Source organism: Reyranella sp. (assembly GCF_044224635.1).
GTDB lineage: Bacteria > Pseudomonadota > Alphaproteobacteria > Reyranellales > Reyranellaceae > Reyranella.
Genome location: NZ_JBGAKA010000028.1, coordinates 12469 through 35990 on the forward strand (window position 1 = coordinate 12469; position 23522 = coordinate 35990).

General features: G+C 68.0%; 20 protein-coding genes. 10 read left to right on the forward strand and 10 right to left on the reverse strand.

The features are described 5' to 3' along the window. Positions 1 to 126 precede the first annotated feature (126 nt). Positions 127 to 1401: an amidohydrolase family protein gene (locus tag ACILR9_RS22605; protein ID WP_395712221.1), complete on the reverse strand. Its 1275-nt coding sequence runs from the start codon at positions 1399 to 1401 to the stop codon at positions 127 to 129. Positions 1402 to 1552: 151 nt separating this feature from the next. Between ACILR9_RS22605 and ACILR9_RS22610 the strand changes: the two genes are divergently transcribed. Then, the gene (locus ACILR9_RS22610) at positions 1553 to 1789 is read left to right on the forward strand and encodes a chemotaxis protein CheB (RefSeq protein WP_395712222.1); all 237 of its coding nucleotides are present in this window, start codon (positions 1553 to 1555) and stop codon (positions 1787 to 1789) included. Here ACILR9_RS22610 and ACILR9_RS22615 read toward each other — a convergent pair. Both ACILR9_RS22615 and ACILR9_RS22620 read right to left on the reverse strand, forming a co-directional pair. Next, on the reverse strand, positions 1786 to 2526 hold the full coding sequence (locus ACILR9_RS22615; RefSeq protein WP_395712223.1) for an outer membrane protein: 741 nt from the start codon (positions 2524 to 2526) through the stop codon (positions 1786 to 1788). The genes ACILR9_RS22610 and ACILR9_RS22615 overlap by 4 nt on opposite strands. A gap of 68 nt (positions 2527 to 2594) precedes the next feature. Continuing rightward, positions 2595 to 2759 carry a hypothetical protein gene (locus ACILR9_RS22620; protein WP_395712224.1) on the reverse strand — a complete coding sequence of 55 codons (165 nt, stop codon included), beginning with the start codon at positions 2757 to 2759 and terminating at the stop codon, positions 2595 to 2597. A 203-nt stretch (positions 2760 to 2962) separates the two neighbouring features. Here ACILR9_RS22620 and ACILR9_RS22625 point away from each other — a divergent pair, with 203 nt between their 5' ends. Then, the gene (locus ACILR9_RS22625; RefSeq protein ID WP_395712225.1) at positions 2963 to 4510 is read left to right on the forward strand and encodes a DHA2 family efflux MFS transporter permease subunit; all 1548 of its coding nucleotides are present in this window, start codon (positions 2963 to 2965) and stop codon (positions 4508 to 4510) included. A 197-nt stretch (positions 4511 to 4707) separates the two neighbouring features. Here the strand turns inward: ACILR9_RS22625 and ACILR9_RS22630 are convergent, their stop codons facing one another. Next, complete coding sequence (locus ACILR9_RS22630) at positions 4708 to 5802, reverse strand: amidohydrolase family protein (RefSeq protein WP_395712226.1); 1095 nt, start codon at positions 5800 to 5802, stop codon at positions 4708 to 4710. Between the two features lie 268 nt (positions 5803 to 6070). Beyond that, the gene (locus tag ACILR9_RS22635; protein ID WP_395712227.1) at positions 6071 to 6472 is read right to left on the reverse strand and encodes a PPOX class F420-dependent oxidoreductase; all 402 of its coding nucleotides are present in this window, start codon (positions 6470 to 6472) and stop codon (positions 6071 to 6073) included. A gap of 305 nt (positions 6473 to 6777) precedes the next feature. Here ACILR9_RS22635 and ACILR9_RS22640 point away from each other — a divergent pair, with 305 nt between their 5' ends. Both ACILR9_RS22640 and ACILR9_RS22645 read left to right on the forward strand, forming a co-directional pair. Next, positions 6778 to 7185: a hypothetical protein gene (locus tag ACILR9_RS22640; protein WP_395712228.1), complete on the forward strand. Its 408-nt coding sequence runs from the start codon at positions 6778 to 6780 to the stop codon at positions 7183 to 7185. A gap of 104 nt (positions 7186 to 7289) precedes the next feature. Next, a complete protein-coding gene (locus tag ACILR9_RS22645) occupies positions 7290 to 8735 on the forward strand; it encodes an APC family permease (protein WP_395712229.1) in 1446 nt (481 codons plus the stop codon). On the opposite strand, the gene ACILR9_RS22650 is transcribed toward ACILR9_RS22645, so the two are convergent. Then, positions 8705 to 9268 carry a hypothetical protein gene (locus ACILR9_RS22650; protein WP_395712230.1) on the reverse strand — a complete coding sequence of 188 codons (564 nt, stop codon included), beginning with the start codon at positions 9266 to 9268 and terminating at the stop codon, positions 8705 to 8707. The two genes, ACILR9_RS22645 and ACILR9_RS22650, sit on opposite strands and share 31 nt — an antisense overlap. Before the next feature lie 6 nt (positions 9269 to 9274). Beyond that, positions 9275 to 10420, reverse strand: a complete 1146-nt coding sequence (locus ACILR9_RS22655; protein WP_395712231.1) for a Gfo/Idh/MocA family protein — start codon at positions 10418 to 10420, stop codon at positions 9275 to 9277. Positions 10421 to 10715: 295 nt separating this feature from the next. Here ACILR9_RS22655 and ACILR9_RS22660 point away from each other — a divergent pair, with 295 nt between their 5' ends. Then, positions 10716 to 11915, forward strand: a complete 1200-nt coding sequence (locus ACILR9_RS22660) for a pyridoxal-phosphate-dependent aminotransferase family protein (protein WP_395712232.1) — start codon at positions 10716 to 10718, stop codon at positions 11913 to 11915. An 11-nt stretch (positions 11916 to 11926) separates the two neighbouring features. On the opposite strand, the gene ACILR9_RS22665 is transcribed toward ACILR9_RS22660, so the two are convergent. The 3 genes from ACILR9_RS22665 to ACILR9_RS22675 all read right to left on the reverse strand — a co-directional run bounded on the left by ACILR9_RS22665 (position 11927) and on the right by ACILR9_RS22675 (position 15042). After that, positions 11927 to 12961 carry a DNA topoisomerase IB gene (locus tag ACILR9_RS22665; RefSeq protein WP_395712233.1) on the reverse strand — a complete coding sequence of 345 codons (1035 nt, stop codon included), beginning with the start codon at positions 12959 to 12961 and terminating at the stop codon, positions 11927 to 11929. A 146-nt stretch (positions 12962 to 13107) separates the two neighbouring features. Continuing rightward, positions 13108 to 14082, reverse strand: a complete 975-nt coding sequence (locus ACILR9_RS22670) for an OmpA family protein (RefSeq protein WP_395712234.1) — start codon at positions 14080 to 14082, stop codon at positions 13108 to 13110. A gap of 204 nt (positions 14083 to 14286) precedes the next feature. Continuing rightward, positions 14287 to 15042 carry a glucosaminidase domain-containing protein gene (locus tag ACILR9_RS22675; protein ID WP_395712235.1) on the reverse strand — a complete coding sequence of 252 codons (756 nt, stop codon included), beginning with the start codon at positions 15040 to 15042 and terminating at the stop codon, positions 14287 to 14289. Between the two features lie 280 nt (positions 15043 to 15322). Between ACILR9_RS22675 and tagH the strand changes: the two genes are divergently transcribed. The 5 genes from tagH to tssM are packed head-to-tail and all read left to right on the forward strand — an operon-like array spanning position 15323 to position 23513. Continuing rightward, entirely contained in the window at positions 15323 to 16759 is a 1437-nt protein-coding gene (gene tagH / locus ACILR9_RS22680; RefSeq protein ID WP_395712296.1) for a type VI secretion system-associated FHA domain protein TagH, read from the forward strand. Next, on the forward strand, positions 16756 to 17214 hold the full coding sequence (gene tssJ, locus ACILR9_RS22685) for a type VI secretion system lipoprotein TssJ (RefSeq protein ID WP_395712236.1): 459 nt from the start codon (positions 16756 to 16758) through the stop codon (positions 17212 to 17214). Before tagH ends, tssJ begins: the two co-directional genes overlap by 4 nt. Then, positions 17211 to 18539 carry a type VI secretion system baseplate subunit TssK gene (gene tssK / locus ACILR9_RS22690; RefSeq protein WP_395712237.1) on the forward strand — a complete coding sequence of 443 codons (1329 nt, stop codon included), beginning with the start codon at positions 17211 to 17213 and terminating at the stop codon, positions 18537 to 18539. The genes tssJ and tssK overlap by 4 nt, the downstream gene beginning before the upstream one ends. Before the next feature lie 16 nt (positions 18540 to 18555). Continuing rightward, entirely contained in the window at positions 18556 to 19968 is a 1413-nt protein-coding gene (gene tssL / locus ACILR9_RS22695) for a type VI secretion system protein TssL, long form (protein WP_395712238.1), read from the forward strand. A 2-nt stretch (positions 19969 to 19970) separates the two neighbouring features. Then, the gene (gene tssM / locus ACILR9_RS22700) at positions 19971 to 23513 is read left to right on the forward strand and encodes a type VI secretion system membrane subunit TssM (RefSeq protein WP_395712239.1); all 3543 of its coding nucleotides are present in this window, start codon (positions 19971 to 19973) and stop codon (positions 23511 to 23513) included. Positions 23514 to 23522 lie beyond the last annotated feature (9 nt).

Below are 23522 nucleotides of genomic sequence, written 5' to 3' on the forward strand. Positions count from 1 at the left end.
CCCCAGCGAAGCTGGGGAGGAGAATGAGAAGAACGCCTTGAGTGGCGCGCTCCCTGCTAGTCTAGGAGCGGGCGAGGACCCTTCGGCAAGCGCAGGGCAGTCGCCCGCGTCCTTAAGAGCTGACACCTACGGCCGGTGCAGGCGCACCGGCTCGCGGGTCACGGTGCGGCGGCCGCGCTTGTAGGCGGCCAGCACGGGCGCCACCGTGCGCAGCGCGGTGACCGGGTCGGGAGCGTCGAGGACGACGAGGTCGGCCGGCGCGCCGACGGCGATGCCGTAGTCCTTGAGGCGCATCAGGCGCGCCGCGGCCGAGGTCGTCATGTCCCAGGCAGCGCGCACCTCGGCATCGGAGCCGCGCTGGGTGACGATTGCCTGCATGTTGACCTGGCGCAGCAACTGCCCGTCGCCGAACGGCGTGAAGGGGTTGAGGATGTTGTTCGAGGCGATCGAGCACACCACACCCTGCTCGGCCAGGCGGTTGGCATCGACGACGTTGCGCGGCACGTTGTGGTCGGTGTGGCGGCCGCCGAGATAGAGGTCGGTCGCCGTGAGCACCGTGAGCGCAACGCCGGCATCGGCCATGCGCTTTGCGACCTTGTCCATGTCGGGCTGGCGCATCGAGGCGAGCTTCGACACGTGGCCGATCGCGACCCGGCCACCCCAGCCGTATTTTTCGGTGAGCTCGCACACCAGGAGCGTGTCGAGCTCCTCGGCCGAGGCGCCGCTGTCGAGATGCATGTCGATATCGACGTCGAACTCGCGCGCCATCTCGAAGACGCGCCGGATCTGCGCTGGCCGGTCGGTGTCGTAGTTTGGCGCCGCACCGACGACGGTCGCGCCGTTCTTCAGCGCTGCGACCATCAGCTCGTCGGTGCCCGGGTTGTTGGTCAGGCCCTCCTGCGGCATCACGCAGATCTCGAGCTCGATCGCCCAGGCATAGCGGTCGATCAGCGCCTTGACGCCGTCGAGGCCGCGCAGGCCAACCTTTGGATCGACCTCGACATGGGTGCGCATGCGCGTGGCGCCGTGCGAGATGCACTTTTCCAGGGTGCCGCCTGCGCGCTCGGCGACGTCCTCGACGGTAAAGGTGTGCTTGACGGCCGAGGTCCGCTCCATCGCGCGGTGCGGGAAGCGCGCGGTCTCGCATTCGCAGCGGCCGAGGATGCAGGATTTGTCGAGATGGATGTGAGTCTCGACGAAGCCGGCAGAGACGAGCCGGCCGCCCACCTGAATCTGCTCGCGGGCATTGCCGGCGAGCCCGGATGCGATCGCGACGATGCGCCCGCCCTGCACGCCAATGTCGATGGCCGGCTCATCCGGCTTGCTGTCGGGAAGGCGCGCATCGCGTAGCACGAGGTCGAAATCCATCGCCGGTACTTTCTGCTGTTGACCGGCGGACATGTTGCATCATTGATGCGCCCGCTGTCCCTCCCGAACGAAGGGTGAGTTTGCATGATCCGGCGAGGGCTGCTCGAGTCGCTTGACGTGAGCGACCCTGGCAAGCGTCCGCCACTGGTCGGCGATTCCCAATAACGCCTGCCTGTTGCTTGTCATGGCGCTGCGAGCTGCCAGCCTCTCTCACTTCTCAGCCATGGAAAGGCATTCGAACATCGTCCGCATGGGCGCGAGCAGCCATCTTGCGGATATCCTGGACAAGGACGGACCCCTGCCCGTGGTGCGAGCGCGAAGCGGGCAGCGGGTGGAGCGGGGAAAGGTCTACGTGGCCGTGCCGCAATGTCATCTCCTCCTGCGCGATCGCTTCGGGTTCGGCTGGCACGCCGGCGGCTAGGGTCCGGCATGGAACGTGAAGCGAGCCATGACGGCGTTGAGACGAAGGTGCGTGTCGAGCACCGGCGTGCCCAGCCCGACGCCGCTGCCGCAACCGGGGCAGCTCGATCCAATGCCGGAGGCGCTGAGATCGGTGTAGTCCCAGGTGACGCCCACCGAGACCCGGTCAAAGGCCATGTATTGGATGCCCAGTCCGGCGGTCCACCCGTTGACCCACTTCTGCGTCGTCGAGGTGATGCCGGTGCCGGTGTCGGTCAGGGTGAACCCGGCGCTGGCCCCGGCCCAACCGGCCTTGCCGAAGAACTGCCAGCGCTGCCAGGCATAGCCGGCGCGGGCCACGGCGCTCGCCATCCAATGTACGTCCGAGGTGGCGACGTCGGTGGCCGGATACCAGGGGGTGGGCTGCGACTTGCTCAGGCTGCCGCCGCGCACCGCCGCCTCGAGGCCCAGCACGGCCGGCCCGATGATCCAGCTGTAGCCGCCGAAGGCGCCGCCCGCGAATCCGCCCTGTCCGGCGGTCAGCTCGCTGCCCAGCAGCGTCGGGCCCTGGGTGTTGAAATAATTGGGTGTCGTGCTCCAGCTGTAGGAGCTCCAGGCGGCGCCGACCTCTCCGCCGACGTAGAAGCCTCTCCACCTCGTCGCGTCGGTCTCCGAGCCTTGCGCGTGCGCGTGCCCGATCGACAGCAACGCAGCGGCCATCAGTGCCAGTGGCGTGGCGCCAAGGATATTGCTCCCCATGTTTTCTCGCTTCTCCTTTGCCCTTCCTTGGGCGCCATCATAGCAATCGGCGTCGCCGCGCGCGCCGGTCAGACTTCGTCATCGCCGCCGCGCACCGGTGCGAAAACGCTGATCATCGACGCAAAGGTAACCACGAGGGCAAGCGCCAGGAGCGAGCCCGAGAGTGGCCGGTTGAACAGGATGGAGAAATCGCCGTTCGACATCTCGAGCGACTGTCGCAGGCCGCGCTCCATGAGCGGGCCGAGGCGGCTGTCATGCAGCCTCAGGGGTGAGGATTGTGTCGAGCCTTCGGCCGTCGCAGCGCCTTTCCAGCAGATTGTCGCATTGCAGCAATGCGTTCGCCGGAAGCGCGCGTCTTTTTTCTGTCATTCGCAATCGTTCTGCCGAATGATCGGTGCCCTCTCTTCGCGGCACTTGCCGCTCGACGACGACCGGGATGGCTGCCGAAACGACTGCTAGCACTGCCGACGCCGCCAGCACCGAGAAGGGCGGCCTCTTCACGATCAGCGGCCGGCAGTGGCTCATCCTGTTGATGGTCCAGCTCGCCAACATGCTGTTCGGCATGACCATCACGCTCGCCAACCTGGTGCTGCCGCAAATGCGCGGCAACCTGTCGGCCACCCAGGAGGAGATCTCCTGGGTGATCACGCTGAACCTCGTCGCCACTGCCGTGGCCACGCCGATGACCGGCTGGCTGGCGAGCCGGCTGGGCTGGCGCAACCTGATGTTCTTCACGGTGATGGGCTTTACCGTCACCTCCCTGCTGTGCGGCATCGCGGGCAGCCTGGAGGCGCTGATCCTGGCCCGCGTCGCGCAAGGCGCGTTCGGCGCGCCGATCATGCCGCTCGGCCAGGCCATCCTGCTCGCCACCTTCCCCAAGCACCTGCAGCCGACGGCGCTGGTGATGTGGGGAATCGGTGCGGTGTTCGGCCCGGTGCTCGGGCCCATCCTCGGCAGCATGGCCACCGAGGCTTACGATTGGCGCGCCGCCTTCTTCATGATCGTGCCGCCAGGCATTGCCGCGCTAGTCTGCATCTGGTTCGCGCTGCGCGACCACACCAATCGCACCATCGTGCGTTTCGACTGGATCGGCTTCATCGCGCTCTCCGTCGCCATGACGGCGGCCCAGCTGATCTTCGATCGCGGGCACCGGCTCGACTGGTTCGAATCCACCCAGATGATCCTGTTCGCCTTCGTCGGTGTGCTGGCGCTGTGGATCTTCATCGCCCATTGCCTCACCGTGCCGGAGCCGTTCCTCAATCCGCGCCTGCTGCTCGACCGCAACTTTTCGCTGGGCGTGCTGCTGGCGCTGGTGATGGGCATGCTGAACTTCATCAGCATCGTGCTGTTCCCGACCCTGCTGCACGATCTGCGCGGCTACCCCGACAATGCCATCGCCGCCCTGATCGCCGCGCGCGGCATCGGCAACTGGACGGCCTTCCTGGTGATCGCCCGGCTCACCCGCATCGCGCCGCGCTTCGCCATCGTGCTCGGCATGACGATCCAGGCGGCGGCCGGATTCTGGATGGCCGAGTGGGATATCAACCTCACCGAGCACGACGTGTTCTGGGGCAATTTCCTGCTCGGGCTGGGGCAGTCGATCGCCTTCACGCCGATGACCGTGATGGCCTTCTCGACCCTGCCGCCGCGCCAGGTCACCGAGGGCTCGGCCATCTTCACCCTGATGCGCAATTTCGGCTCGAGCCTGTTCATCTCGATCTCGGTGCTGATCGTGAGCCGCTCGACCGCGGCCAACTACTCGCAGATGACCGAGTTCATCACGCCCTACAACAAGTCGCTCGCGTTGCCCGGCCTGCCGCAGGCGTGGAGCCTGGAGAGCGCGCCCAGCCTGCTCAGCCTGTCGAACGAGATCCTGCGCCAGGCCGCGATGATCGGCTATCTCAACGCCTTCCACCTGATGGCCTTCACCGCCCTGGCGGCGATCCCGCTCGCCGCCTTCATGAGCCGCGTCGCCCGCGAGTAGGCGCCACCCCCGACCTCAAGAGAGCGCCCGCACCATCAACAACCTCATCCTGAGGAGCTGCGCGTAGCGCAGCGTCTCGAAGGATGGGCCTCAAACGCGGTGCCTGTTGCCCATCCTTCGAGACGCGCCCTGCGGGCGCTCCTCAGGATGAGGTGGGGGTGGCTCGCACCCAGCCTGAGCCCTCCAATCAATAGGAGCTATCCGCCAATTCCATAGAACGCCGCGCAGGTGTCGCCCAGGACCAGGTCCTTCTCGCGCGCCGTCAGGAACGGGCAGTATTTGCGCACGTAGTCGAGCGACTGCCGATAGGTGCAGAAGCGTTCGACGTTGGGCATGTCCGAGCCCCACACCAGCCGGTCGGCGCCGAGCTGGTCGCGCAGGCTCTCGATCAGCGCCTGCGCCTCCGGATAGGGGTAGTCCCACAGGCCGCCGTAGGTGATCGGGAACGTCACCTCGAGCACCAGCCGCTCGTGGCGATAGAGGGCGGCGAGCTCGGCCGGGAACTCGTAGCGGCCGCCCTTGGCGAAGAACGCGACCGGCGGGCTCATCGCCAGGTGCAGCCTGAGGTCCTTGTGGCGTGCCACGATGTTCTTCAGCGCCGTGATGTGGCCCATGTAGCCCGCCAGGTCGTAGGTCGGCCCCGAGCTGAGCTCCAGGCAGAGCACGATGCCGAGCCGTTCCAGCTTGTCCCAGAACGGCGCCATCGGGGCGGCGTCGAGCGGCCAGGGAAAGCCGTGGCGGCTCATCGAATCGACGTTGAAGTAGAGACCGCGCAGCTTCAGCACGTCGAAGGCATGGTCGACCTTGACGAGCTCGCGTTCGCTGCCCGCCATCGCCTCGTCGACATGCATCAGCCCGCTCATGCGCTGCGGATACTGCTGCTGGGCGAACGCGTTCATCTCCGTCATCGCACCATAGGCGCCGCCGGCCTGCAGGAGGCAGTGATCGACGCCGGCATACATCATCTGCGCCAGCATCAGCTCAGGCGGCGCCGTCATCTCCTGCATGCCGACCGGCATGTACTGGATGGCATGGTCCTCGCCCTGGTGCGTGAACTCGAGCTGGCCGAACCGGCCGACGCGGAAATCGACGTCAGTGAGCCCGCTCCAGCCGGCATCCTCCGCGCGGTAGAGCGCCTGCGTGTCGGCCCGCGCCCCGTCGCGCGTGCGGAAGGTCGAGGCCGCCGTCCGCGTGATCATGCGCTGCAGGTAGCGGTTGTGGATGTCGCGTGTCGGATGTCCGCAGGCACCGATCCAGTGGGTGAAAACGTGGGCGTGGCAGTCGATGATCATGCGTGCCCAGCTTACCGCGGGATGCCAACCTGCCCAAGGGAGGACGGTTTGCGGAGGCAGCTGCGCTCCTGCCCTGAACGCGCACGGCGTGCATTCGGTGACAATGGTCGACCGGATATTCGGCTGTCCTCATGGGGAAGGCATCGACCATCCGGACGACGAGAAGTGTCCCCGGTGTCCATTTGGGGCCGGCAAGGATCGGTTTTCCGCAAGGGCGAGCTGGCAGCGTGCGATCTCTGGGAGTCTTTCCGGCGACGCCGGTGCCCGATCAGCTCATTCCCTGGACGGAGAACACGGAGATCTCGAACATCACCCGGATGTCGCCCGCCTTGGCATAGGGATTCTTGTCGAGCCCCAGATACTTGTGCGCCAGTCGGTCGATATGGGCCGCGGCGACATCGTCCTGCCGAACGCGGGTGACGGTACCGCGCAGCTGGACGTAGCGGTCGGGATTGCCGGGATCGACGATCGACAGCGCCACTTTTGCCCCCGGCTTCATGTTCCGCACCTTGGTCCGCCCGAGCGCCGAATTCACGCGGACCTTGCCGTCGACATAGTCGAACCACACCGGCGTGTTCTGCGGCGAGCCATCGGGCATCACGGTCGCGAGATGGGCAAGCGCTTTCTTCTCGAGCAGCAGATCCATGTAGATCGCGGGAATCTCGGTCATCGTGCTGGTTCTCCTTTCCTCCGTCGCGGTCGCTCGTGATGGCGGCGACGCCCGGGAATCCTTCTAGCCTGTCCGATCGGGCGATTGGACAATTCTTCGCGGCGAACGCCTGTCGGGCGCCATGGCGGCGGCGTCGGGCAGCCGGACGAAATCCGCGATTCGCTGCCGCAGCATCTCGCAGAACCAGGCTGCGCCCGCTAACATTACGTCCGGGAGGCTTGCATCGCATGAACGTCGTCGGGTCTATCGGTGGCCACGCCTCGCAGCGACCCAGGCTTGGTCGTGCGCGCTGGATGTCGCGCAGCTTGTCCGCGTTGCTCGCTTCTGCAGTCGCCATACCCTTGCCGCACGCAGGGCACGCGGCGACGCCGTTCGACGGCACGTGGAGCGTCGTGCAGGATTGTCCGACGGCTCCCGATGGCGCACGCGGCTACAAATGGCTTTACGACGCTGTCGTCAGGGACGGCAATCTGGTCGGCGAGTACGGGACCAGGGGCAAACCGTCGTCGCTGACCCTGACCGGGACGATCGCGGCGGACGGCACGGCGCGGCTCGCCGCCTCGGGCCTCACCGGCGAGTCCGACCGCACCGTGGGCTACATGCAATCGGGCTCCAAGTTCTACTTCACGGTCGACGCCAAGTTTGCCGGCGCCAAGGGCACCGGGACGCGCCTTGCCGGGCGCACCTGCAACTTCACTTTCACGAAAAAATAGGACACCCGGAAACCGGGACGCCAGCAAGCCGCCGCCGACTGCACTTCGTGTGCGCGACGAAGTCGTTGTCCGCCAGCCGCCATCCGTGCTGAATTCGCGCGCGAATGCCGTCCGATGCCATAGCTTCCGTCTCCGCCGGTGAATTGCGCAGGAATGCGCTCGGCGTCCCCCAGATCGTCTTCTTCGTCATCGCGGCGGCAGCGCCGCTCACCGCCGTCGTCGGCGTGACGCCAGCGGCCTTCATGCTCGGCAACGGCCCGGGTGTGCCCGGCACCTTCCTGCTGGTCGGCGTGCTCTACCTGCTGTTCAGCGCCGGCTTCACCGCGATGAGCGGTTTCGTCGGCAATGCCGGCGGCTTCTATTCCTACATCGTGGCCGGGCTCGGCCCCGCGCTCGGCGTCGCCGGCGCGTTGATCGCGCTCGCCACCTATACCGCCGTCGACGTCGCCGTGTACGGCCTGTTCGGCTTCTTCGTGAACGACATCGTCAAATCGGCGGGTGGCCCGGAGGTTGCCTGGTGGGTTTATACCGTCGGCCTCGGCATCGCCGTCTATGTCTGCGGCGTGCGCAGCATCGAGTTCAGCGGCCGGCTGCTTGGCTGCTGCATGATCGCCGAGATCACCATCCTGCTGCTGCTCGGCATCGCGGTCCTGGTGACGGCGGATGCGGCGCGGCCGATCGCCCTCGCGGCGTTCGGCGTCCAGGCCATCGCCACGCCCGGGCTGGGGCTTGCCCTGGTGTTCGTGGTGTCGGCCTTCATCGGCTTCGAGGCCACCGCGATCTTCGGCGAGGAAGCGCGCGAGCCCAAGCGCACCATCCCCCGCGCGACCTACATCGCCGTCACCGTGATCGCCGTCTTCTATGCCTTCACGACCTGGACGATCTCGCTCTATTACGGCCCCGACCACATCCACGACCAGGCCGCGACGCACACCGCCACGCTCTATCTCGATGCGGTCAAGACGCTGCTCGGCCGCCCGGCTGGCGTGGTCATGAACCTGCTGCTGATCGCCAGCCTGTTCGCCTGCGCCCTGTCGTTCCACAACACCATCAACCGCTATCTGTTCGCGGCAGGCCGCGAGGGGTTGATGTGGCGCCGTCTCGGCGAGACCCATCGCTATCACCAGTCGCCGGTGCTGGCGGGCGCGGTCCAGACGGGGAGCGTGCTCGGTCTGGTCGCGATCTTTGCGCTCGCCGGATCCGATCCCTACACCGTGGTGTTCGCCTGGGCCGGAACGTTAGGCGCGCTCGGCATCCTGATGCTGCAGATCCTGGTGTCGCTCGCCGTCGTCGCCTTCTTCTGGCGCGACTGCCGCGGCATTGGCGCGTGGCGGCGCCTGGTGGCGCCGCTGCTGGCGGCACTCGGGCTGGCGGTCAGCCTCGGCCTGATGTCGCTGCATCTCGACCTGGTGAGCGGCTCCAACTCGCGCATCGTGCAGAGCTTTCCCGAGCTGCTGCTGCTGGTCGGCGCCGGCGGGATCGGCCTTGCCGCCTGGGTCAGGAAACGCAAGCCTCGTGTCTACGCCGCGCTCGGCCGCTCGCCGGGATAGAAGTCGGCCGGCAGCCCGTCGGCCGCCAGCGCCCCGCCGCCGTAGCGCACATCGTCGGTGACCTCGGCGAGGGCAAAATCGGGCGCGGCGAAACCGGTCATCAGATCGTCGCTGGTGAATTCGGCTTCGAGCAGCACGAGCCCGGCGAGCGCACCCTGGAATACGTCGAGCGACAGCAGGGTTCCGGGCGGGCTCTCGAGACGGTGGCGCCGCTTGACGATGCGGATGCCGGGCAGCGTCGCGGCCAGCACGGCGAACTCGTCCTCCGGCAGGTAGATCGAGGTGATGAGCCGCGTGCGCGCATCGATGTCGGCCTTGCGGCTGAGGCGAAGCCTGGCCGCGGAGCCATCGGCCAAGCGGGCTTCGCGCAACCGCAGTCGCGTTCCCGTGACGTAGAGATCGGTGATCAGCTCGCTGCGCTCGATCAGCTCGTGCGGCGCCGGACGACTGAGCCAGCGGCGCTCGCGTTCGACCTGGGTGTAGGCGGCCTTGGGAAAGCCCAGCGCCTGAGCGATCTTCTGGTCGAACGCCATCGCGGCCTAGAGCTTAAGCTCCGGCACCGCCATCCAGCGCTGCTCGGCGACGCTGCGATAGGCGAGATCGGCGAGCTGCACGGCCTTGGCGCCCTCGACCAGGTTGGGCCGGTAGGGCGCATCCTCGGCGACGTGGCGCAGGAATGCCTCCCAGCATTGCCGGAACGGGTTTACGGGCAGGCCGTCGTCGGGCACCTCCTCCCAGTGGCTGCGATGGTCCATGCCGCCGGGATGGGAGGCGCCGAAGAATGCCTCCGGCGTGCTGGCGGCGGCCTGCGTGAAGCAGCGATGACGGCCGGCGACGGCCGAACCGTCGGTGCCGTCGATCTGCACCACCATCGTGTCGTCGCGGCGCAGCCGGGTCGCCCAGCTGTTGGTGATGACGCCGACCGCGCCGTTCTCGATCTGCAGCAGGGCGTGTGAGGTGTCCTCGGCGTCGACCGCGTAGCGCTGGCCCTGCTCGTCGATGCGCTCGGGAATCGCCGTCGTCATCAGCGCGCACACGCCGGTGATCGGCGCCACCAGGCGATCGATCATGTAGCGCCAGTGCGCCATCATATCGAGCGCCAGCCCGCCGCCCTCCGACTTGCGGTAGTTCCAGCTCGGCCGTTGGCAGGTTTGCGTGGTGCCGTCGAAGATCCACGAGCCGGCATCGATGCGCACCTGCAGCACGCGGCCGAAGAATCCGGCCTGGCGGATGGCCAGCAGCTTGGCGAAGCCCGGCAGGAACAGCTTGTCCTGGATGACGCCGTGCTTGAGGCGGGCGCGATCGGCAAGGCGGGCGAGCTCCATCGCCTCCTCGACGGTCGGCGCCGTCGGTTTCTCGATATGGATGTGCTTGCCGGCGGCGATCGCCTGGCGCACACGCTCCGGCCGGTCGCCGGTATGGGTGCAGTCCATGTAGATCTGGTCCGGTCCGGCCAGCGCCTCCTCGAGGCTGGTGGTGAAGCGGAGGTTGCCGTGCGAGGCCGCGAGCGTGGTCAGCCGTCCGGTGTTGCGGCCGACCAGCAGCAGGTCGGGGATCAGCCGGTCGCCGTTGGCGAGCGGCAACCCACCTTCGGCGGCGATGGCCAGCAGATTGGCCATGTGCTGCGTCGTGCCCATGCGCCCGGTCGCGCCATTGATGATGACGCCCATCTTGATGTCGGCCATATCCCTCTGCCTTCTCCGTCGCGTCGGCATTGTGGCGACTTGCGAGACCGCGCGGTAGTGATCGCCGCGGCCGCTTTGCTCATCCTCCTTCCCAGGGAAGCTGGAAGGAGGAATGGTGGCGACCCTCGCTGCGTTTGGGCTGACCATAAATGTTCTCATGGCGGGCTTGCCGCCGCTGTATGTGCTAATGTTTTCGCGGTGCGGCGTTTGCAGCGTCCTGCAAGCATCGCTCTGATGGCGGGGCGCGCTCGCGCCCGCGAAAAATTTGGGCAGGACGAGCCTGCGGAGGGAATCGATGAGCGTGCGTGCGGGGCGTGAATTCCTGGCCATCCCTGGGCCGACGACGGTGCCCGACGAGGTGCTGCGGGCGATGCATCGGCCGGCAGTGGACATCTACTCCGGCCCGCTGCTGGCGCTGACCGACAGCCTGTTGAAGGACATCGCCCGCGTGTTCAACACGACGGGGCGGGCCTACATTTACATCTCCAACGGCCACGGTGCGTGGGAGGCGGCCCTCACCAACGTGCTGTCCAAGGGCGACAGGATCCTGGTGCTCGAGAGCGGCCGCTTCGCCATCGGCTGGGGCGAGAATGCCCGCCGCATGGGCGTTGAGGTCGAGATCCTGAAGGGCGACATGCGGCGCGCCGTGCGCCCGGCCGAGGTCGAGGCTCGGCTCAAGGCCGACAAGTCCGGCAAGGGGGGCGGCACCATCAAGGCGGTGCTGGTGGCCCAGATCGACACCGCGTCGGGCGTGGTGAACGACATTCCCGCCATCGCCCAGGCGATCCGCGCGGCCGGCCACGATGCGCTCCTCATGGTCGACGCTGTGGCGTCGCTGGGCTGCATGCCGTTCAACATGGACGAGTGGGGCGTCGACGTCGCGATGTCGGGCTCGCAAAAGGGCCTGATGGCGCCGCCGGGCCTGGGCTTCGTCGCCGCCAACGACCGCGCCCGCGAGGTCCACAAGACCGCCGGCTTGCGCACGCCCTACTGGGACTGGACTGACCGCGAGGGCGACCAGCACTACCAGAAATATGCCGGCACGCCGCCCGAGCACATGCTGTTCGCAGTGCGCCAGGCGCTCGACATGCTGTTCGCCGAGGGGCTGGAGAATGTCTACCGCCGCCACACGTTGCTCGCCGAGGCGGTGCGCCGTGCCGTCGGCGTGTGGGCCGAGGGCCAGGCGATCGGCTTCAACATCATCGAGCCGAGCGAACGCTGCAACACCGTCACCCCCGTGCTGGTCGGCGGCGGCCACGATTCGGAGGCGCTGCGCGCCTATTGCAACCAGAAATGCGGCGTGATCCTGGGCCACGGCATCGGCGATCTCTCGGGCAAGGCTTTCCGCGTCGCCCACATGGGCCATGTCAACGCGCCGATGATGCTCGGCACCCTGAGCGTGATCGAGGTCGCCCTCAACGCGCTCGGCATCCCGCACGGCAAGGGCGGCGCCCAGGCGGCAATCGACTGGCTCGGCGCCGAGGTCAAGGCGTAACGGGTCTGCGCTCAGCCCGCGTGCTTGGCGATCACGCGCGCCAGGGCATCGGCGTGGGCAACGGCAGATCGCGCCTTCTTCCTGGCCACGCGCTTCAGCGCGCCCGCCTCGAAGGCGGCGATGACGGCGTCGTGGACATAGGAGGTTCGGCACACGGTCGGCGTGTTGGCCAGCTCCCCGGCGATCTCCACGACGGTGTCGCGGACTTGGCGGCGGCGCTTGGCGGCACTTTCGGCGGGCAAGGTCCCGGCGAGCGCCCGAAGGGCGGCTGCTGACGCGATCAGCGTGCGGAAATCCTTCAGCGAGATGCGCTTGCCGGTCGTGCTTTGCAGGAAGGCGTTGACGTCGCTTGCCCGGATCGGCCGCACCGCGCCATCGTCGCCCGCGACCTGGAACAGGCGCCGGCCGGGCAACGCCAGCAGGCGCGTCACGGCGGCATGGAGGCGCCTGCTGCGTACATCCCGGCTGAACGGCTTGCCGCCTTTTGCCTTGAAGGTCAGCTTCACCTGCTCGCCGTCATCGCCCAGCCGCACGTTCGATTTCAGCAGCGTGGTCGCGCCGCGCGTGCCGTGATCGCGCGCGTAGGCCTCGCCGCCGGCACGGATCGCCGTCAGGCTGACGAGCTCGATCACCGATGCAGCGGCAAAGCCGAGATCGACGATCTCCGACGCCAGGCATCGTCCAAGCGCGCGCCGGATGCCCGGCAATGCCGTCGCCAATCGATTGAGTCGCCGTGCCTTCAAGGCTTCGCGAACCTCGGCCCATTTCGGGTGATAGCGGTACTGCAGCCTGCCGGCGGCATCCTCGCCGACCGCCTGGAGATGCGCCGCTGCGTCGCCGGCATAGCGCACGTTGACATAGGCTGGCGGCACCGCGAGCGACCTGAGGCGCGCGACCTCGGCGGGATCGCGCAGGAACCGGCCCGAGGGCGTGACGAAGGCGAAGCCCTTGCCGCACCGCTGGCGGCGCAGATCGAGCGCCTGGGGTGACACGATGACCAGCCCGTTCTGCTTGGCGAGTCTGGCGATCAGGGCGCGTTGCGACATGGCGAGCAGGCAACGCCTTCGCCGGCCAGGCGTTCCCCGCCGTCTCGATCCCATCCGACAGGCCCATCTCATGGGGTAGGCCGCCGTCAAGAAAAAAGGTCCCTCGCGTCGCGAGGGACCTTCGAATCTGCGAGCCTGTCGATGGATTACTGAACGACGATCTCGACGCGGCGGTTCTGCGGCTCGCGCACGCCGTCGCCGGTCTGCACCAGCAGGCCCTGCTCGCCGCGGCCGATCACCGTGATCACGTTGGCCGGCACGCCATCGCGCACCAGCGCATCCTTGACCGCATTGGCGCGGCGCAGCGACAGCGCCATGTTGTAGGCTTCGGGGCCCGACGTGTCGGTGTGGCCGGTCGCGGTGACGCGGGCGCTGCCCTTGCTCTTGAAGGCAGCGGCTGCCTGGCGCACCACGTTCAGCGACGCCTCCGAGAGGCGCGCGCTGTCCCAGTCGAAGAACACCATGAAGGACGGCGGAGCGGCCGACGGCGGTGGCGGCGGCGGAGCGGCTGCCGCCGGCGGGGCGAATTTGTACTGGCCGTACACCATCGCGACGATGTTGGAGTTGTTGACGCCGATGGTGACGTTGTTGACGACGAAGGTCGGGTTGGTGGTGCCGACATAGCGGCCTTCGAGCGCCAGTCGCCATTGGCTGTCGATGTTGTAGGCGAGGCCGACGATGCCTTCATAGGCGAATTGCGTGCTGGCGAGCGGGGCATTGCTGTCGACGAAGGCGACGCCGGCGCCGACGCCGATGTAGGGCGTCACGGTGGACGCCGGCATGAAGTCGTAGAGCGCCTTCGCCATCAGATGCACTTGGTGACCGACGCCGGTGAAATTCGATCGCGCCGCGGTGTTGGCGAGGGTGGCGGTGAAGGGAATGAAGCCGTATCCGAGCTCGACCTCGAGGCGCGGACCGACAAAGTCGTAGCCGGCGACAAGGTCGGCGATCAAGCCGGTCGTGCTGTTGAAGTTGCCGCCGATCGTCGTCGTCTGGGTCAGGAACCATGCACCGCCGACGCCCGCACCAACATAGAATCCTGGATAGGGGTTGAATTCCTGCGCCGACGCCATCGAGGGCAACAACGCAAGCGCTGTTGCGGCGGCGAATGCTTGTTTCATCAAGTGCCATCTCCCCTAGCTGTAGTTGCGCGATACATGACAGACTACACAATGCCGCCGCAATCTGCTTGCGCTCATCCGCGGCCGGCAATGAACCGGTCCGCCAGTGTGGCCATTTGGCAACACGGCCCGACAGACAAGGGAGGGATCACGTGTCCTCTTCAATGCTCTGCGCGAGTGCGCGGGCGGCTGGGGATCGGAGCTTCACCCGTCGTGCTGCTTGAGCCCGTAGGTCGTGATGACCCATTTCAGGGTCGTGCCGTATTGCGGGTCGGTGGCGTAAACCCCGGTCAGGGCGTCGGCGAAGCGTTCGACGTCTTCGACCAGCTCCATGGCGGCCTTGTAAGGCGACGCGGTCGCCAGCAGGTGGCCGTGCTGGTCGACGGCTTCGGCGATGCTCTCGAAGCGGCGGAAGCGGTCGACGATGCGGATTCGCTTGCCGTCGATCACCTCCTCGGTGGCGGCCTCGACGGCGGCCTGGCTGGCAGTCGCCTTGATGCCGAACGGGTTGTTGCTGTCGGGCGGCATGGCGGCCCCCCAGGCGCTCTCGACGATCCATTGCGCCAGGGTGATCGAGGCCGGGATGCGCCAGCGCTTCTGCGACGCCTTGGCCGCCTCGATCAGCTCGGCCGGGATGATGCCGACGTGCCCGTACTTCGGCGGCGGCGGCGCCTCCTTGGTCACCAAGGGGCGGGCGGCCAGCGCGTAGTAGGTCGGGCTGCCCGGTGCGACATGGCCGGTCGGCGGGTTCATGTTCATCATCACGGCCTGGAAGGCCCTGATGGCCAGGATCGTGCCGGGGTCGATCACGCCGGTGACCGGGAGGTCGGTATGCGGCTTGGGCAGTCGCTTGTTGAGCAGCGACTGGATGACGAACACGTCACCCGGACCGTTCACGGCATCCTGGCCGACCGAGGTGAAGATCGGCGGCGCGACGCTTCCCACCTCGTCTGTGCTCAAGACAGTCTGGGACGGGACTAGGCACATGGCGACGGATTCGCTCGAGTCGATTGGGCTTCCCGCTTTCAAGGATGGTCGCGCCCCCGGAAGCCGTCAACCGGTTCGTGGCGATGCAGGGAGTGATGCGGGGCATGCGCCGGCCGGGCCCAAATGCGATTGCCCTGCGGCCGGTTCCACGACTAGAATTTCCACAAACGGGGCCTATCAGTCGGAAAGCGACGTCGGAACAGACGGCCGTCGCCGTTTACCTTCTCAAGGAGCGAGCCCTCACGTGTCCCTCATGCTCGTCACGATCCGTTGCCCCGACAACGTGGCTCCAGAACGACGCGAGATCCATGGTGGGGAATTCTCCATCGGACGGGGCCGCGACAGCGACTGGGTCGTGGCCGATCCCGAGCGGCATCTGTCGAAGCGGCACTGCCGGCTGATCTACGGGGATGGCGATTGGGAGCTGGAAGACCTCAGCACCAACGGGACGTTCGTCAACCAGTCGACTGACCCGATCGGCAAGGGCGCGTCGCAGAAGATCCGACACGGCGATCGGATCAAGTTCGGCCTGTACGAGATCGAGGTGATCCTCGACGAGGGGCTGGCCGGCGCGATCCCGGCCGACCGTGACCGCTTCCTGACCGGCACCGATCGCGACGCCTTCGCCCTGCGCGAGGCGCCGCCGGTGCAGTCGGACAAGCCGGTCTTTGGCGGCGCGGGCGGTGCCTTCGGCGACAACCGGGGCGCCTTCGGCGACGGCAGCAACCGCGTCTTCGGCGACGACCGGTCCGGTCCGATTGCGCCCTCGATCCCGCCCGAATCGCCGATCCTGCCGCCCGACTTCGACCCGCTGGCGCCGATCCAGGAGCCGTTCAGCGGCCCCACGGCGTCCGATCATGCGCCGGCGCTGTCGAGCGCCTTTCGCCCGCCGACGCCGGCCGCGGTCATCCCCGACGACTGGGACATATCGCTGCCCTCCGGGCCGCCGCCGCCCCAGGCACCGCGGCCCCAGCCGGCCGCCGCGCCGCCGGCTACCGCGCCACCGGCTATCGCCCCGCCCGCTACCGCTCCGCTGCCCGCTGCTCCGACGCCGCCGCAACAGCCGCCGGCTGCGGTACCGACGCGCCAGGCGGCGCCGGACAGCGGGCTGGCGAAAGCCTTCCTGCGCGGCGCCGGCCTCGACGAAGCGACCCTCAGCGACCCCGAAAAGACCTTCGAGCGGCTCGGCCAGGCCATGCGCTCCACGGTCAGCGGCTTGCGCCAGACCCTGATGGCGCGCGCCAGCATAAAGGACGAGTTCCGCATCGAGCAGACGATGATCCGGCCGTCCGGCAACAATCCGCTGAAATTCTCGCTCGACGACGACGATGCCATGAACACCCTGCTGGGCCTCGGCCGGCGCGGCAGCATGGCGCCCGAGGCGGCCATCAGGGAGGCCTTCGAGGATCTGCGCCTGCACGAGCTCGCCACGATTGCCGCCATGCAGGCAGCGGTTCGGGTCCTGCTGGCCCAACTCGAGCCTGAGGCGATCGAGCGCAAGACGCCGACCAGCGCGCTCGACCTCCATCCGGCGCAGAAGCGGGCGCGGGCGTGGGAAACGTTCGTCCAGCAGCAACGCAGCATCACCCGCGCCTTGTCGGACGATTTCGACAGCGTGTTCGGCAAGGCCTTCGCGCGTGCGTACGAGGAGGCGATCGAGAAGCTCACCAGCGAAGGAACGCCCCCATGATCGCCCGCCGCAAGCTGCTCCTGGCGTCTTCCGTGTTGCCCCTCGCCGGCTGCGGCGGCGGGCCACCCGAGCCCGCCATCGTCGACCTCACCATCCGGGCCAGTTCCAACATCAATCCCAACGCCGCAGGCACGCCGGTTGCCGTTGCCGTGCGTGTCTATTCGCTGATGAACCGCGGCCGCTTCTCCTCGGCCGACGCCTACGCCCTGATGGAGCGCGAGAGCGCGACCTTGGGCGACGAGAGCGCTGGCATGGAGGAGGCGGTGATGCGGCCGGGCGAGACCCGCAAGCTCACGCTGAATCCCAAGATGGGCGTCCGCTATATCGGAGTCGCGGTGCTGTTCCGCGAGATCGACCGTTCGCAATGGCGTGCCGTCGCCTCGATCGCGCCGGTCGGCCTGACCCGGCTCACCCTCAATATCAGCGGCACCCGGGCTGATCTGGTGTCCGCATGACGTGGTCGAACAGAGTGGTCTGGCTGGAGGGCATGTTTCTGCGCGTCCAGCATTTCCAGCAGCAGGACCGCTGGGTCGAGGGCCTGGTGCGCGACCGGACCAACTCGCTGCGGCCGCATGCCTGGGGACTGGTCGACGGCGCGATCAACCGCAACCTGCTCGGCACCGGCCAGTTCGCTCTGGCCAACGCCAGCGGCGTGTTCGAGGACGGCACGCCGTTCTCCCTGCCCGGCGTAACCGACCAGCCGGTGCCGCTCGACGTGCCGGAATCGACCCGCAACGCCGTCGTCTACCTAGCCCTGCCGATAGGCCAGGCAGGCTCGGTCGAGATCGCCGCCGACGGCGCTAGCGAGGGCCGCTACCAGCAACGCGGCTTCGAGGCCTTCGACACCCATTCGAGCTCGCCCCAGCCCGCCGAGGTGCAGATCGGCCGGTTGCGCCTGCGCTACATGCTCGAGACGGAGAACCGCGCCGGCTACCACTGCATCGGGCTGGCCCGCATCGTCGAGGTCGCCGCGGACCGTCGGGTGACCCTCGATGACCAGTGGATCGTGCCGTGCCTGGTCTCGTCGGCTGCCGCGCCGCTGGGCGGCCTTCTGGCCGAGCTGAACGGCATGCTGAACCAGCGCGGCGAGGCGCTGGCAGCGCGCATCGTGGCGCCCGGGTCGCGCGGGGTCGGCGACGTCTCCGACTTCCTGCTGTTGCAGACCGTCAACCGGGCGCAGAAGCTGCTGGCCCACTGGGCGAGCGACGGCAACGTGCATCCCGTCGACCTCTACGCCGCTCTGGTGCAATTGGCGGGCGAGCTCGCGACCTTCACCGAGGCGACCCGCCGGCCGTCGGAGTATCCGCCCTATCGCCACGCCGACCTGCAGCGCAGTTACGCGCCGGTGGTCGCCGACCTGCGGCGCTCGTTGTCGGCCGTCATCGAGCAGACCGCGGTCCAGATCCCCTTGCAGCTTCGCGCCTACGGCATTCGCGTGGGTCCGATCGTCGATCGCAGCATCCTGCGCTCGTCGACCTTCGTGCTCACCGTGCAGGCCGACGTGCCGACCGAAAACCTGCGCCGCCTGTTTCCGTCGCAGGTCAAGATCGGCGCCGTCGAGCATATCCGCGAGCTGGTCAATGTCGCCCTGCCGGGTATTGCCGTGCGGGCCTTGCCGGTCGCGCCGCGGCAGTTGCCGTATTATGCTGGCGCGACGTACTTCGAGCTCGACCGCAACTCGACGCACTGGAAGGAGCTGCACACGTCGGGCGGCTTCGCCCTGCATGTCTCCGGCGACTTCCCTAATCTGAACATAGAATTGTGGGCTATTCGCGGCTGAGTGAATCGAGGCGGATATGAGCGACAATCCTTTCGCCGAGCCCGAGGACAGCAACCGAACGATCATCCGTCCAAACCCTGGCCGGCGCCGCGCCGCGGCGTCCGGGGCGTCCGTGCCGTCAGCACCGCAACCGACCGGCGGTGACACCCGCGCCGAGCCGAGCCCGCGCTCGCCGGACGCGCAGGTCGCCAATGCCCTGGTGGCGGAAGGCACCGAGAACATCCACATCGGCGACGACGTGCTGACCGCGGCGGCCGGCCCGCTGCTGCAGTTCATGGCGCGCTTGCGCAACACCGCCAATCCGCCCGACTCGGGCGATCTCTACCAGCGGACCGTCCGCCAGATCCGGCTGTTCGAGGTCGAGACGCGCGAGAAGGGCGTGCCGCTCGAGCAGCTTCGCCCGGCGCACTATGCGCTGTGCGCCAGCCTCGACGACGTCGTGCTCAACACGCCGTGGGGCAACAGCGGCACCTGGGCGGAGCGGTCGCTGGTCTCGACCTTCCACCAGGAGGTGCGCAGCGGCGAGCGCTTCTTCGACGTGCTGAAGCAGATGTGCGAGAATCCCGGCAGGTTCCTGCCGGTCATCAAGCTGATGTACCTGTGCATGTCGCTGGGCTTCGTCGGCCAGTACCGCCTGTCGCGGCGCGGCCTCGGCGATCTCAACAAGATCCGCGAGGAGACCTACGCCGTCATCGCCCGCCAGCAGAAGGCGGCCGAGGTCGATCTGGCGCCGCACACCAAGGGCATCAACGCGCCGTACCGGCCGGCCCGCTTCAGCCTGCCGCTGTGGGTCGTCGCCGCCGCCTGCCTCGGCCTCCTCGGCGGCCTGTTCCTGTGGTTCTCGATCGGCCTCAACGCGGCGTCGGATGGCGTCTATGCCAGCCTGCAGGGTGCGCCGCCCGAGCGCATGCCGACTATCACCCGCACGCCGTTCGTCGAAGCCAAGCCCGTGGTCGTGGCGGCGCCGCCGCCGCCGCCACCGGAGCCCAGCGCGCTCGACAAGCTGCGCGAATTCCTGAAGCCCGAGATCGACCAGAAGCTGGTCGAGGTGCTGGGCACGCCGGCGCAGCCCCTGGTGCGCATCACCGGCCGCGGCATGTTCGCGTCGGGCAGCGCGACCCTGCAGGACAGCTTCAAGCCGCTGCTCGACCGCATCGGCCTTGCGCTGAAGGAGGAGCAGGGACCGGTGAAGATCATCGGCTACACCGACAACGAGCCGATCCGCACCATCGCCTTCCCGTCGAACTTCCAGCTTTCCGACGCGCGGGCAAAGGCTGCGGCCAAGATCATCGCCACGACCATCGGCGATCCGGCGCGGCTGTCGACCGAGGGCCGGGCAGACGCCGATCCGATCGATACCAACGCGACCCCGCAGGGGCGCGAGCGTAACCGGCGCATCGAGATCGTCCTCAACCGGCAGGGCGTGTAGTCATGAACGTGTTGCGCTTCCTCATCTCCCGCTGGGTGCTGAGCTTCGTCGGCATCGCCATCCTGTCGGTGCTCGTCTGGCTCTTCGGGCCGCTGGTCGAGATGCTCGAAGGCTGGGTGCCCCGCACCGCCGTCATCGTCGGCCTGGTGCTGATCTGGGCTGTCGTCAATCTGCTGCTCGACCTGCTGCACCGGCGCCGCGAGCACAATCTCGAGAAGGGCGTGGCCGAAAGCGCCGAGGCGGCGGACGACGGAACGCGCGAGGAGGCACTGGCGCTCGGCGAGCGCATGAGCCAGGCGCTGTCGCTGCTCAAGAAGGCGCGCGGCACGCACGGCTATCTCTACGAGCAGCCGTGGTACGTCATCATCGGACCGCCCGGTGCCGGCAAGACCACGGCGCTCTTGAACAGCGGCCTCAACTTCCCGCTGGCGGCGGAGATGGGGCAGGGCGCGGTCGCCGGCGTCGGCGGCACGCGGATGTGCGACTGGTGGTTCACCGAGAACGCCGTTCTGATCGACACCGCCGGCCGCTACACCACCCAGGATTCCAATCTGGCCGTCGATCGCGCCGGCTGGGATGCCTTCCTCGACCTGTTGAAACGGACGCGGCCGCGCCAGCCCCTGAACGGCGTGATCGTGGCGATTGCGCTCACCGACGTCGCGGCGGCGTCGCCCGACGAACGGACCGCGCATGCCCGCGCCATCCGCCGCCGCATCAAGGAGCTGGAAGAACGGCTGGCGATCCGCATTCCGGTCTATGCGCTGTTCACCAAGTCGGACCTGATCGCGGGCTTCACCGAGTATTTCGACGATCTCGATCGCGACAAGCGCGGCCAGGTGTGGGGCGTCACCTTCCCGCTGGCCAAGAAGGGCGAGCCCGGCGTCGTCGGCAAATTCCCCGAGGAGCTGCAGTTGCTGGTCGATCGAATCGACAACCAGCGGCTCTACGATCGCCTGCAGTTCGAGCAGAGCCCCGAACGGCGCACCCTGATCGCCGGTTTCCCGACGCAGATCGCCTCGCTGAGCCAGCCGCTGCAGTCGTTCCTTACCGAGGCGTTTGCCGGCTCGCGACTCGACCCGGCGCCGTTCCTGCGCGGCGTCTATTTCACATCAGGCACCCAGGAAGGCACGCCGATCGATCGCCTGACCGGCACGATGGCGCGCTCGTTCGGCCTCGACCAGCGGCGCGCCGCGGCGCTGAAGCCGCAGCAGGGCCGCAGCTATTTCCTCGGCCGCTTGATCTCCGAGGTGATCCTCGGTGAAGCGATGCTGGTGAGCGAGCCACCGTCGGCGCGCTTTCGCCGCATGATCCTGCGCAGCGCCGCGTTCGCGGCGATCGGCCTGGTGACGCTGGGTCTGGGAGGCTGGCTGGTCGTCAATCGCAACGAGGGCGTGCGCGAGATCGAGGCGATGACCCAGGCGATCTCGACCTACCAGGAGCTCGCCAAGCAGACGACGTTCGATCCGGTGAACGACGCCGACCTGCCGCGCCTGCTGCCGCTGCTCGACGCGGCGCGCGAGCTGACGACGACCGCCAAGGCACGCCCGGGCGTGCTCGCCTCCTTCGATCTCTCCCAGGGACCCAAGCTGCGCGCCGGGGCCGAGGCGGTGTACCGCCACGCCCTGGGCTACGCGCTGCTGCCGAGGCTGGTGTGGCGTCTGGAAGGACAGATGCGCGGTTTCTTCACCGAGCCGGACTTCCTGTACGAGGCGACGCGCGTCTATCTCATGCTCGGCGGACAGGGCCCGCTCGATCCGGCGCTGGTCAAGGAATGGATGACCTTCGACTGGCAGCATCAGTATTCCGGCGCCGCCAATCTCACGGTCGTGGCCAGTCTGCAGAAGCACCTCGATGCCCTGCTTGCCCAGCCGCTGCCGGCAGTGCCGCTCGACGACGCGCTGATCGCCCAGGCGCGCACGACCTTCAGTCGCGTGTCGCTGGCGGCGCGCGCCTATTCGCGCATCAAGCCGTCGGCTGCTGCGCAAGCCCTCCCGCCCTGGAAGCCGAGCGATGTGCTCGGGCCGGCCGGCGTGCGGGTCTTTACCCGCGCCTCGGGCAAGAAGCTGAGCGATGGCGTTCCGGGCTTCTTCACCGTCGAAGGCTTCCACAGGGTCTTGCTGCCGGCGCTGACGACGGCGACGCGGGAGGTCGCCTCGGAGAGCTGGGTGATGGGCCAGAAGGTGCCGGCCAATCTCGACCCGACGCAGCAGGCCGAGCTCGCCAACAACGTGATCAAATACTACCTCGACGACTACGCCAAAGCGTGGGACGCCCTGCTGCAGGATCTCGAGATCGTGCCGCTGCGCAGCCTGCCGCAGGCGGCGCAGGACCTCTACGTCCTCGCCTCGCCGCAATCGCCGATGAAGAGCCTGCTGACCGCGGTCGCCCGTCAGGTCACCTTGACGGAGCCGCCCAAGCCCACCGCGGCAGAAATCGCGGCTGAAGAGGCAGAGAAGGCTGCCAAGACCAAGGCGGCGACCGCTTCGCCGCTCACGATGACTCGCACCGCCGCGGCGCTGGCGGCGCAGCTCACCGGCCAGCAGGGCGCGGGAGCCATGCCGCTGGGTCACGAGATCGACGAACGCTACAGGCAGCTGCGCGAGCTGGTGTCGACCACCGGCGGCGCTCCCATCGACCAGGTGCTGAAGCTTCTCAACGACCTGCAGCAGCAGCTGGCCAAGCTCGCGGCAATCGGCACCGGCTCGGCGCCCGCCGCCGTCGGCAACGATCCGTCGCTCGCACTCCGTGCCGAGGCGCAGCGCCAGCCGGCGCCGCTCGATCGCTGGCTGTCCAACATGGCCGAGTCGAGCACGGCCTTGCGCGGCGGCGGCGCGCGCCAGCAGGTGGCGGCCGCCTACAACGGCGCCGGCGGCCCGGCGGCGCTCTGCCCGCTTGCCGTGAATGGGCGCTTCCCGTTCGTGCCGGGCAGCTCGCTCGAGACGCCGCTCGACGACTTCGCCAAGCTGTTCGCACCCGGCGGACTGCTCGACGGGTTCTTCAACACCCAGCTCCGGCCCTACATCGATACGACGGGCAAGGTGTGGAAGCCGCAGTCGGCCGATGGCGTCGCGGCGCCGATCTCGCCGGCCGACGTGCTGCAGTTCCAGCGGGCTGCGGTCATCCGCGATCTGTTCTTCGCGCCCGGCTCGACGACGATCGCCGTGCGCTTCGACATCACGCCGATCGAGCTCAATCCGGGTGCGTCCAGCGTCAGTCTCGAATTCGACGGGACGTCGGTCACTTATGCGCACGGGCCGACGCGCTCGACTCAGATCACCTGGCCGGGATCGAACGGCATGCGCAACGTCCGCCTGGTGTTCAATCCGGCGCCGCCGGGCGGCACGGGGGTGTTCTCGGAGACCGGGCCGTGGGCGATGTTCCGCCTGTTCAGCAAGGGCACGCTGCGGCCGGCCGGCTCGCCCGAGACCTTCACGCTCACGTTCGGCCAGGGCGATGCTGTCTTCGAGCTGCGTGCCGGATCGGTCATGAACCCCTTCGCACCGGGCGTCCTGCAGGATTTCCGCTGCCCGGCCGTGCGCGGCTAGGCTGGGGCG

What these genes read in the sequence shown, in the direction of transcription:
- ACILR9_RS22630 (WP_395712226.1), bottom strand. Translation starts at nt 5,802, where the DNA reads ATGATCATCGACTGCCACGCCCACGTTTTCACCCACTGGATCGGTGCC.
- tssL (WP_395712238.1), top strand. Translation starts at nt 18,556, where the DNA reads ATGAGCGACAATCCTTTCGCCGAGCCCGAGGACAGCAACCGAACGATC.
- ACILR9_RS22605 (WP_395712221.1), bottom strand. Translation starts at nt 1,401, where the DNA reads ATGTCCGCCGGTCAACAGCAGAAAGTACCGGCGATGGATTTCGACCTC.
- ACILR9_RS22635 (WP_395712227.1), bottom strand. Translation starts at nt 6,472, where the DNA reads ATGACCGAGATTCCCGCGATCTACATGGATCTGCTGCTCGAGAAGAAA.
- ACILR9_RS22650 (WP_395712230.1), bottom strand. Translation starts at nt 9,268, where the DNA reads ATGGCGTTCGACCAGAAGATCGCTCAGGCGCTGGGCTTTCCCAAGGCC.
- ACILR9_RS22670 (WP_395712234.1), bottom strand. Translation starts at nt 14,082, where the DNA reads ATGAAACAAGCATTCGCCGCCGCAACAGCGCTTGCGTTGTTGCCCTCG.
- ACILR9_RS22660 (WP_395712232.1), top strand. Translation starts at nt 10,716, where the DNA reads ATGAGCGTGCGTGCGGGGCGTGAATTCCTGGCCATCCCTGGGCCGACG.
- tssJ (WP_395712236.1), top strand. Translation starts at nt 16,756, where the DNA reads ATGATCGCCCGCCGCAAGCTGCTCCTGGCGTCTTCCGTGTTGCCCCTC.
- tagH (WP_395712296.1), top strand. Translation starts at nt 15,323, where the DNA reads ATGCTCGTCACGATCCGTTGCCCCGACAACGTGGCTCCAGAACGACGC.
- ACILR9_RS22625 (WP_395712225.1), top strand. Translation starts at nt 2,963, where the DNA reads ATGGCTGCCGAAACGACTGCTAGCACTGCCGACGCCGCCAGCACCGAG.
- tssK (WP_395712237.1), top strand. Translation starts at nt 17,211, where the DNA reads ATGACGTGGTCGAACAGAGTGGTCTGGCTGGAGGGCATGTTTCTGCGC.
- ACILR9_RS22620 (WP_395712224.1), bottom strand. Translation starts at nt 2,759, where the DNA reads ATGGAGCGCGGCCTGCGACAGTCGCTCGAGATGTCGAACGGCGATTTC.
- tssM (WP_395712239.1), top strand. Translation starts at nt 19,971, where the DNA reads ATGAACGTGTTGCGCTTCCTCATCTCCCGCTGGGTGCTGAGCTTCGTC.
- ACILR9_RS22665 (WP_395712233.1), bottom strand. Translation starts at nt 12,961, where the DNA reads ATGTCGCAACGCGCCCTGATCGCCAGACTCGCCAAGCAGAACGGGCTG.
- ACILR9_RS22615 (WP_395712223.1), bottom strand. Translation starts at nt 2,526, where the DNA reads ATGGGGAGCAATATCCTTGGCGCCACGCCACTGGCACTGATGGCCGCT.
- ACILR9_RS22655 (WP_395712231.1), bottom strand. Translation starts at nt 10,420, where the DNA reads ATGGCCGACATCAAGATGGGCGTCATCATCAATGGCGCGACCGGGCGC.
- ACILR9_RS22645 (WP_395712229.1), top strand. Translation starts at nt 7,290, where the DNA reads ATGCCGTCCGATGCCATAGCTTCCGTCTCCGCCGGTGAATTGCGCAGG.
- ACILR9_RS22610 (WP_395712222.1), top strand. Translation starts at nt 1,553, where the DNA reads ATGGCGCTGCGAGCTGCCAGCCTCTCTCACTTCTCAGCCATGGAAAGG.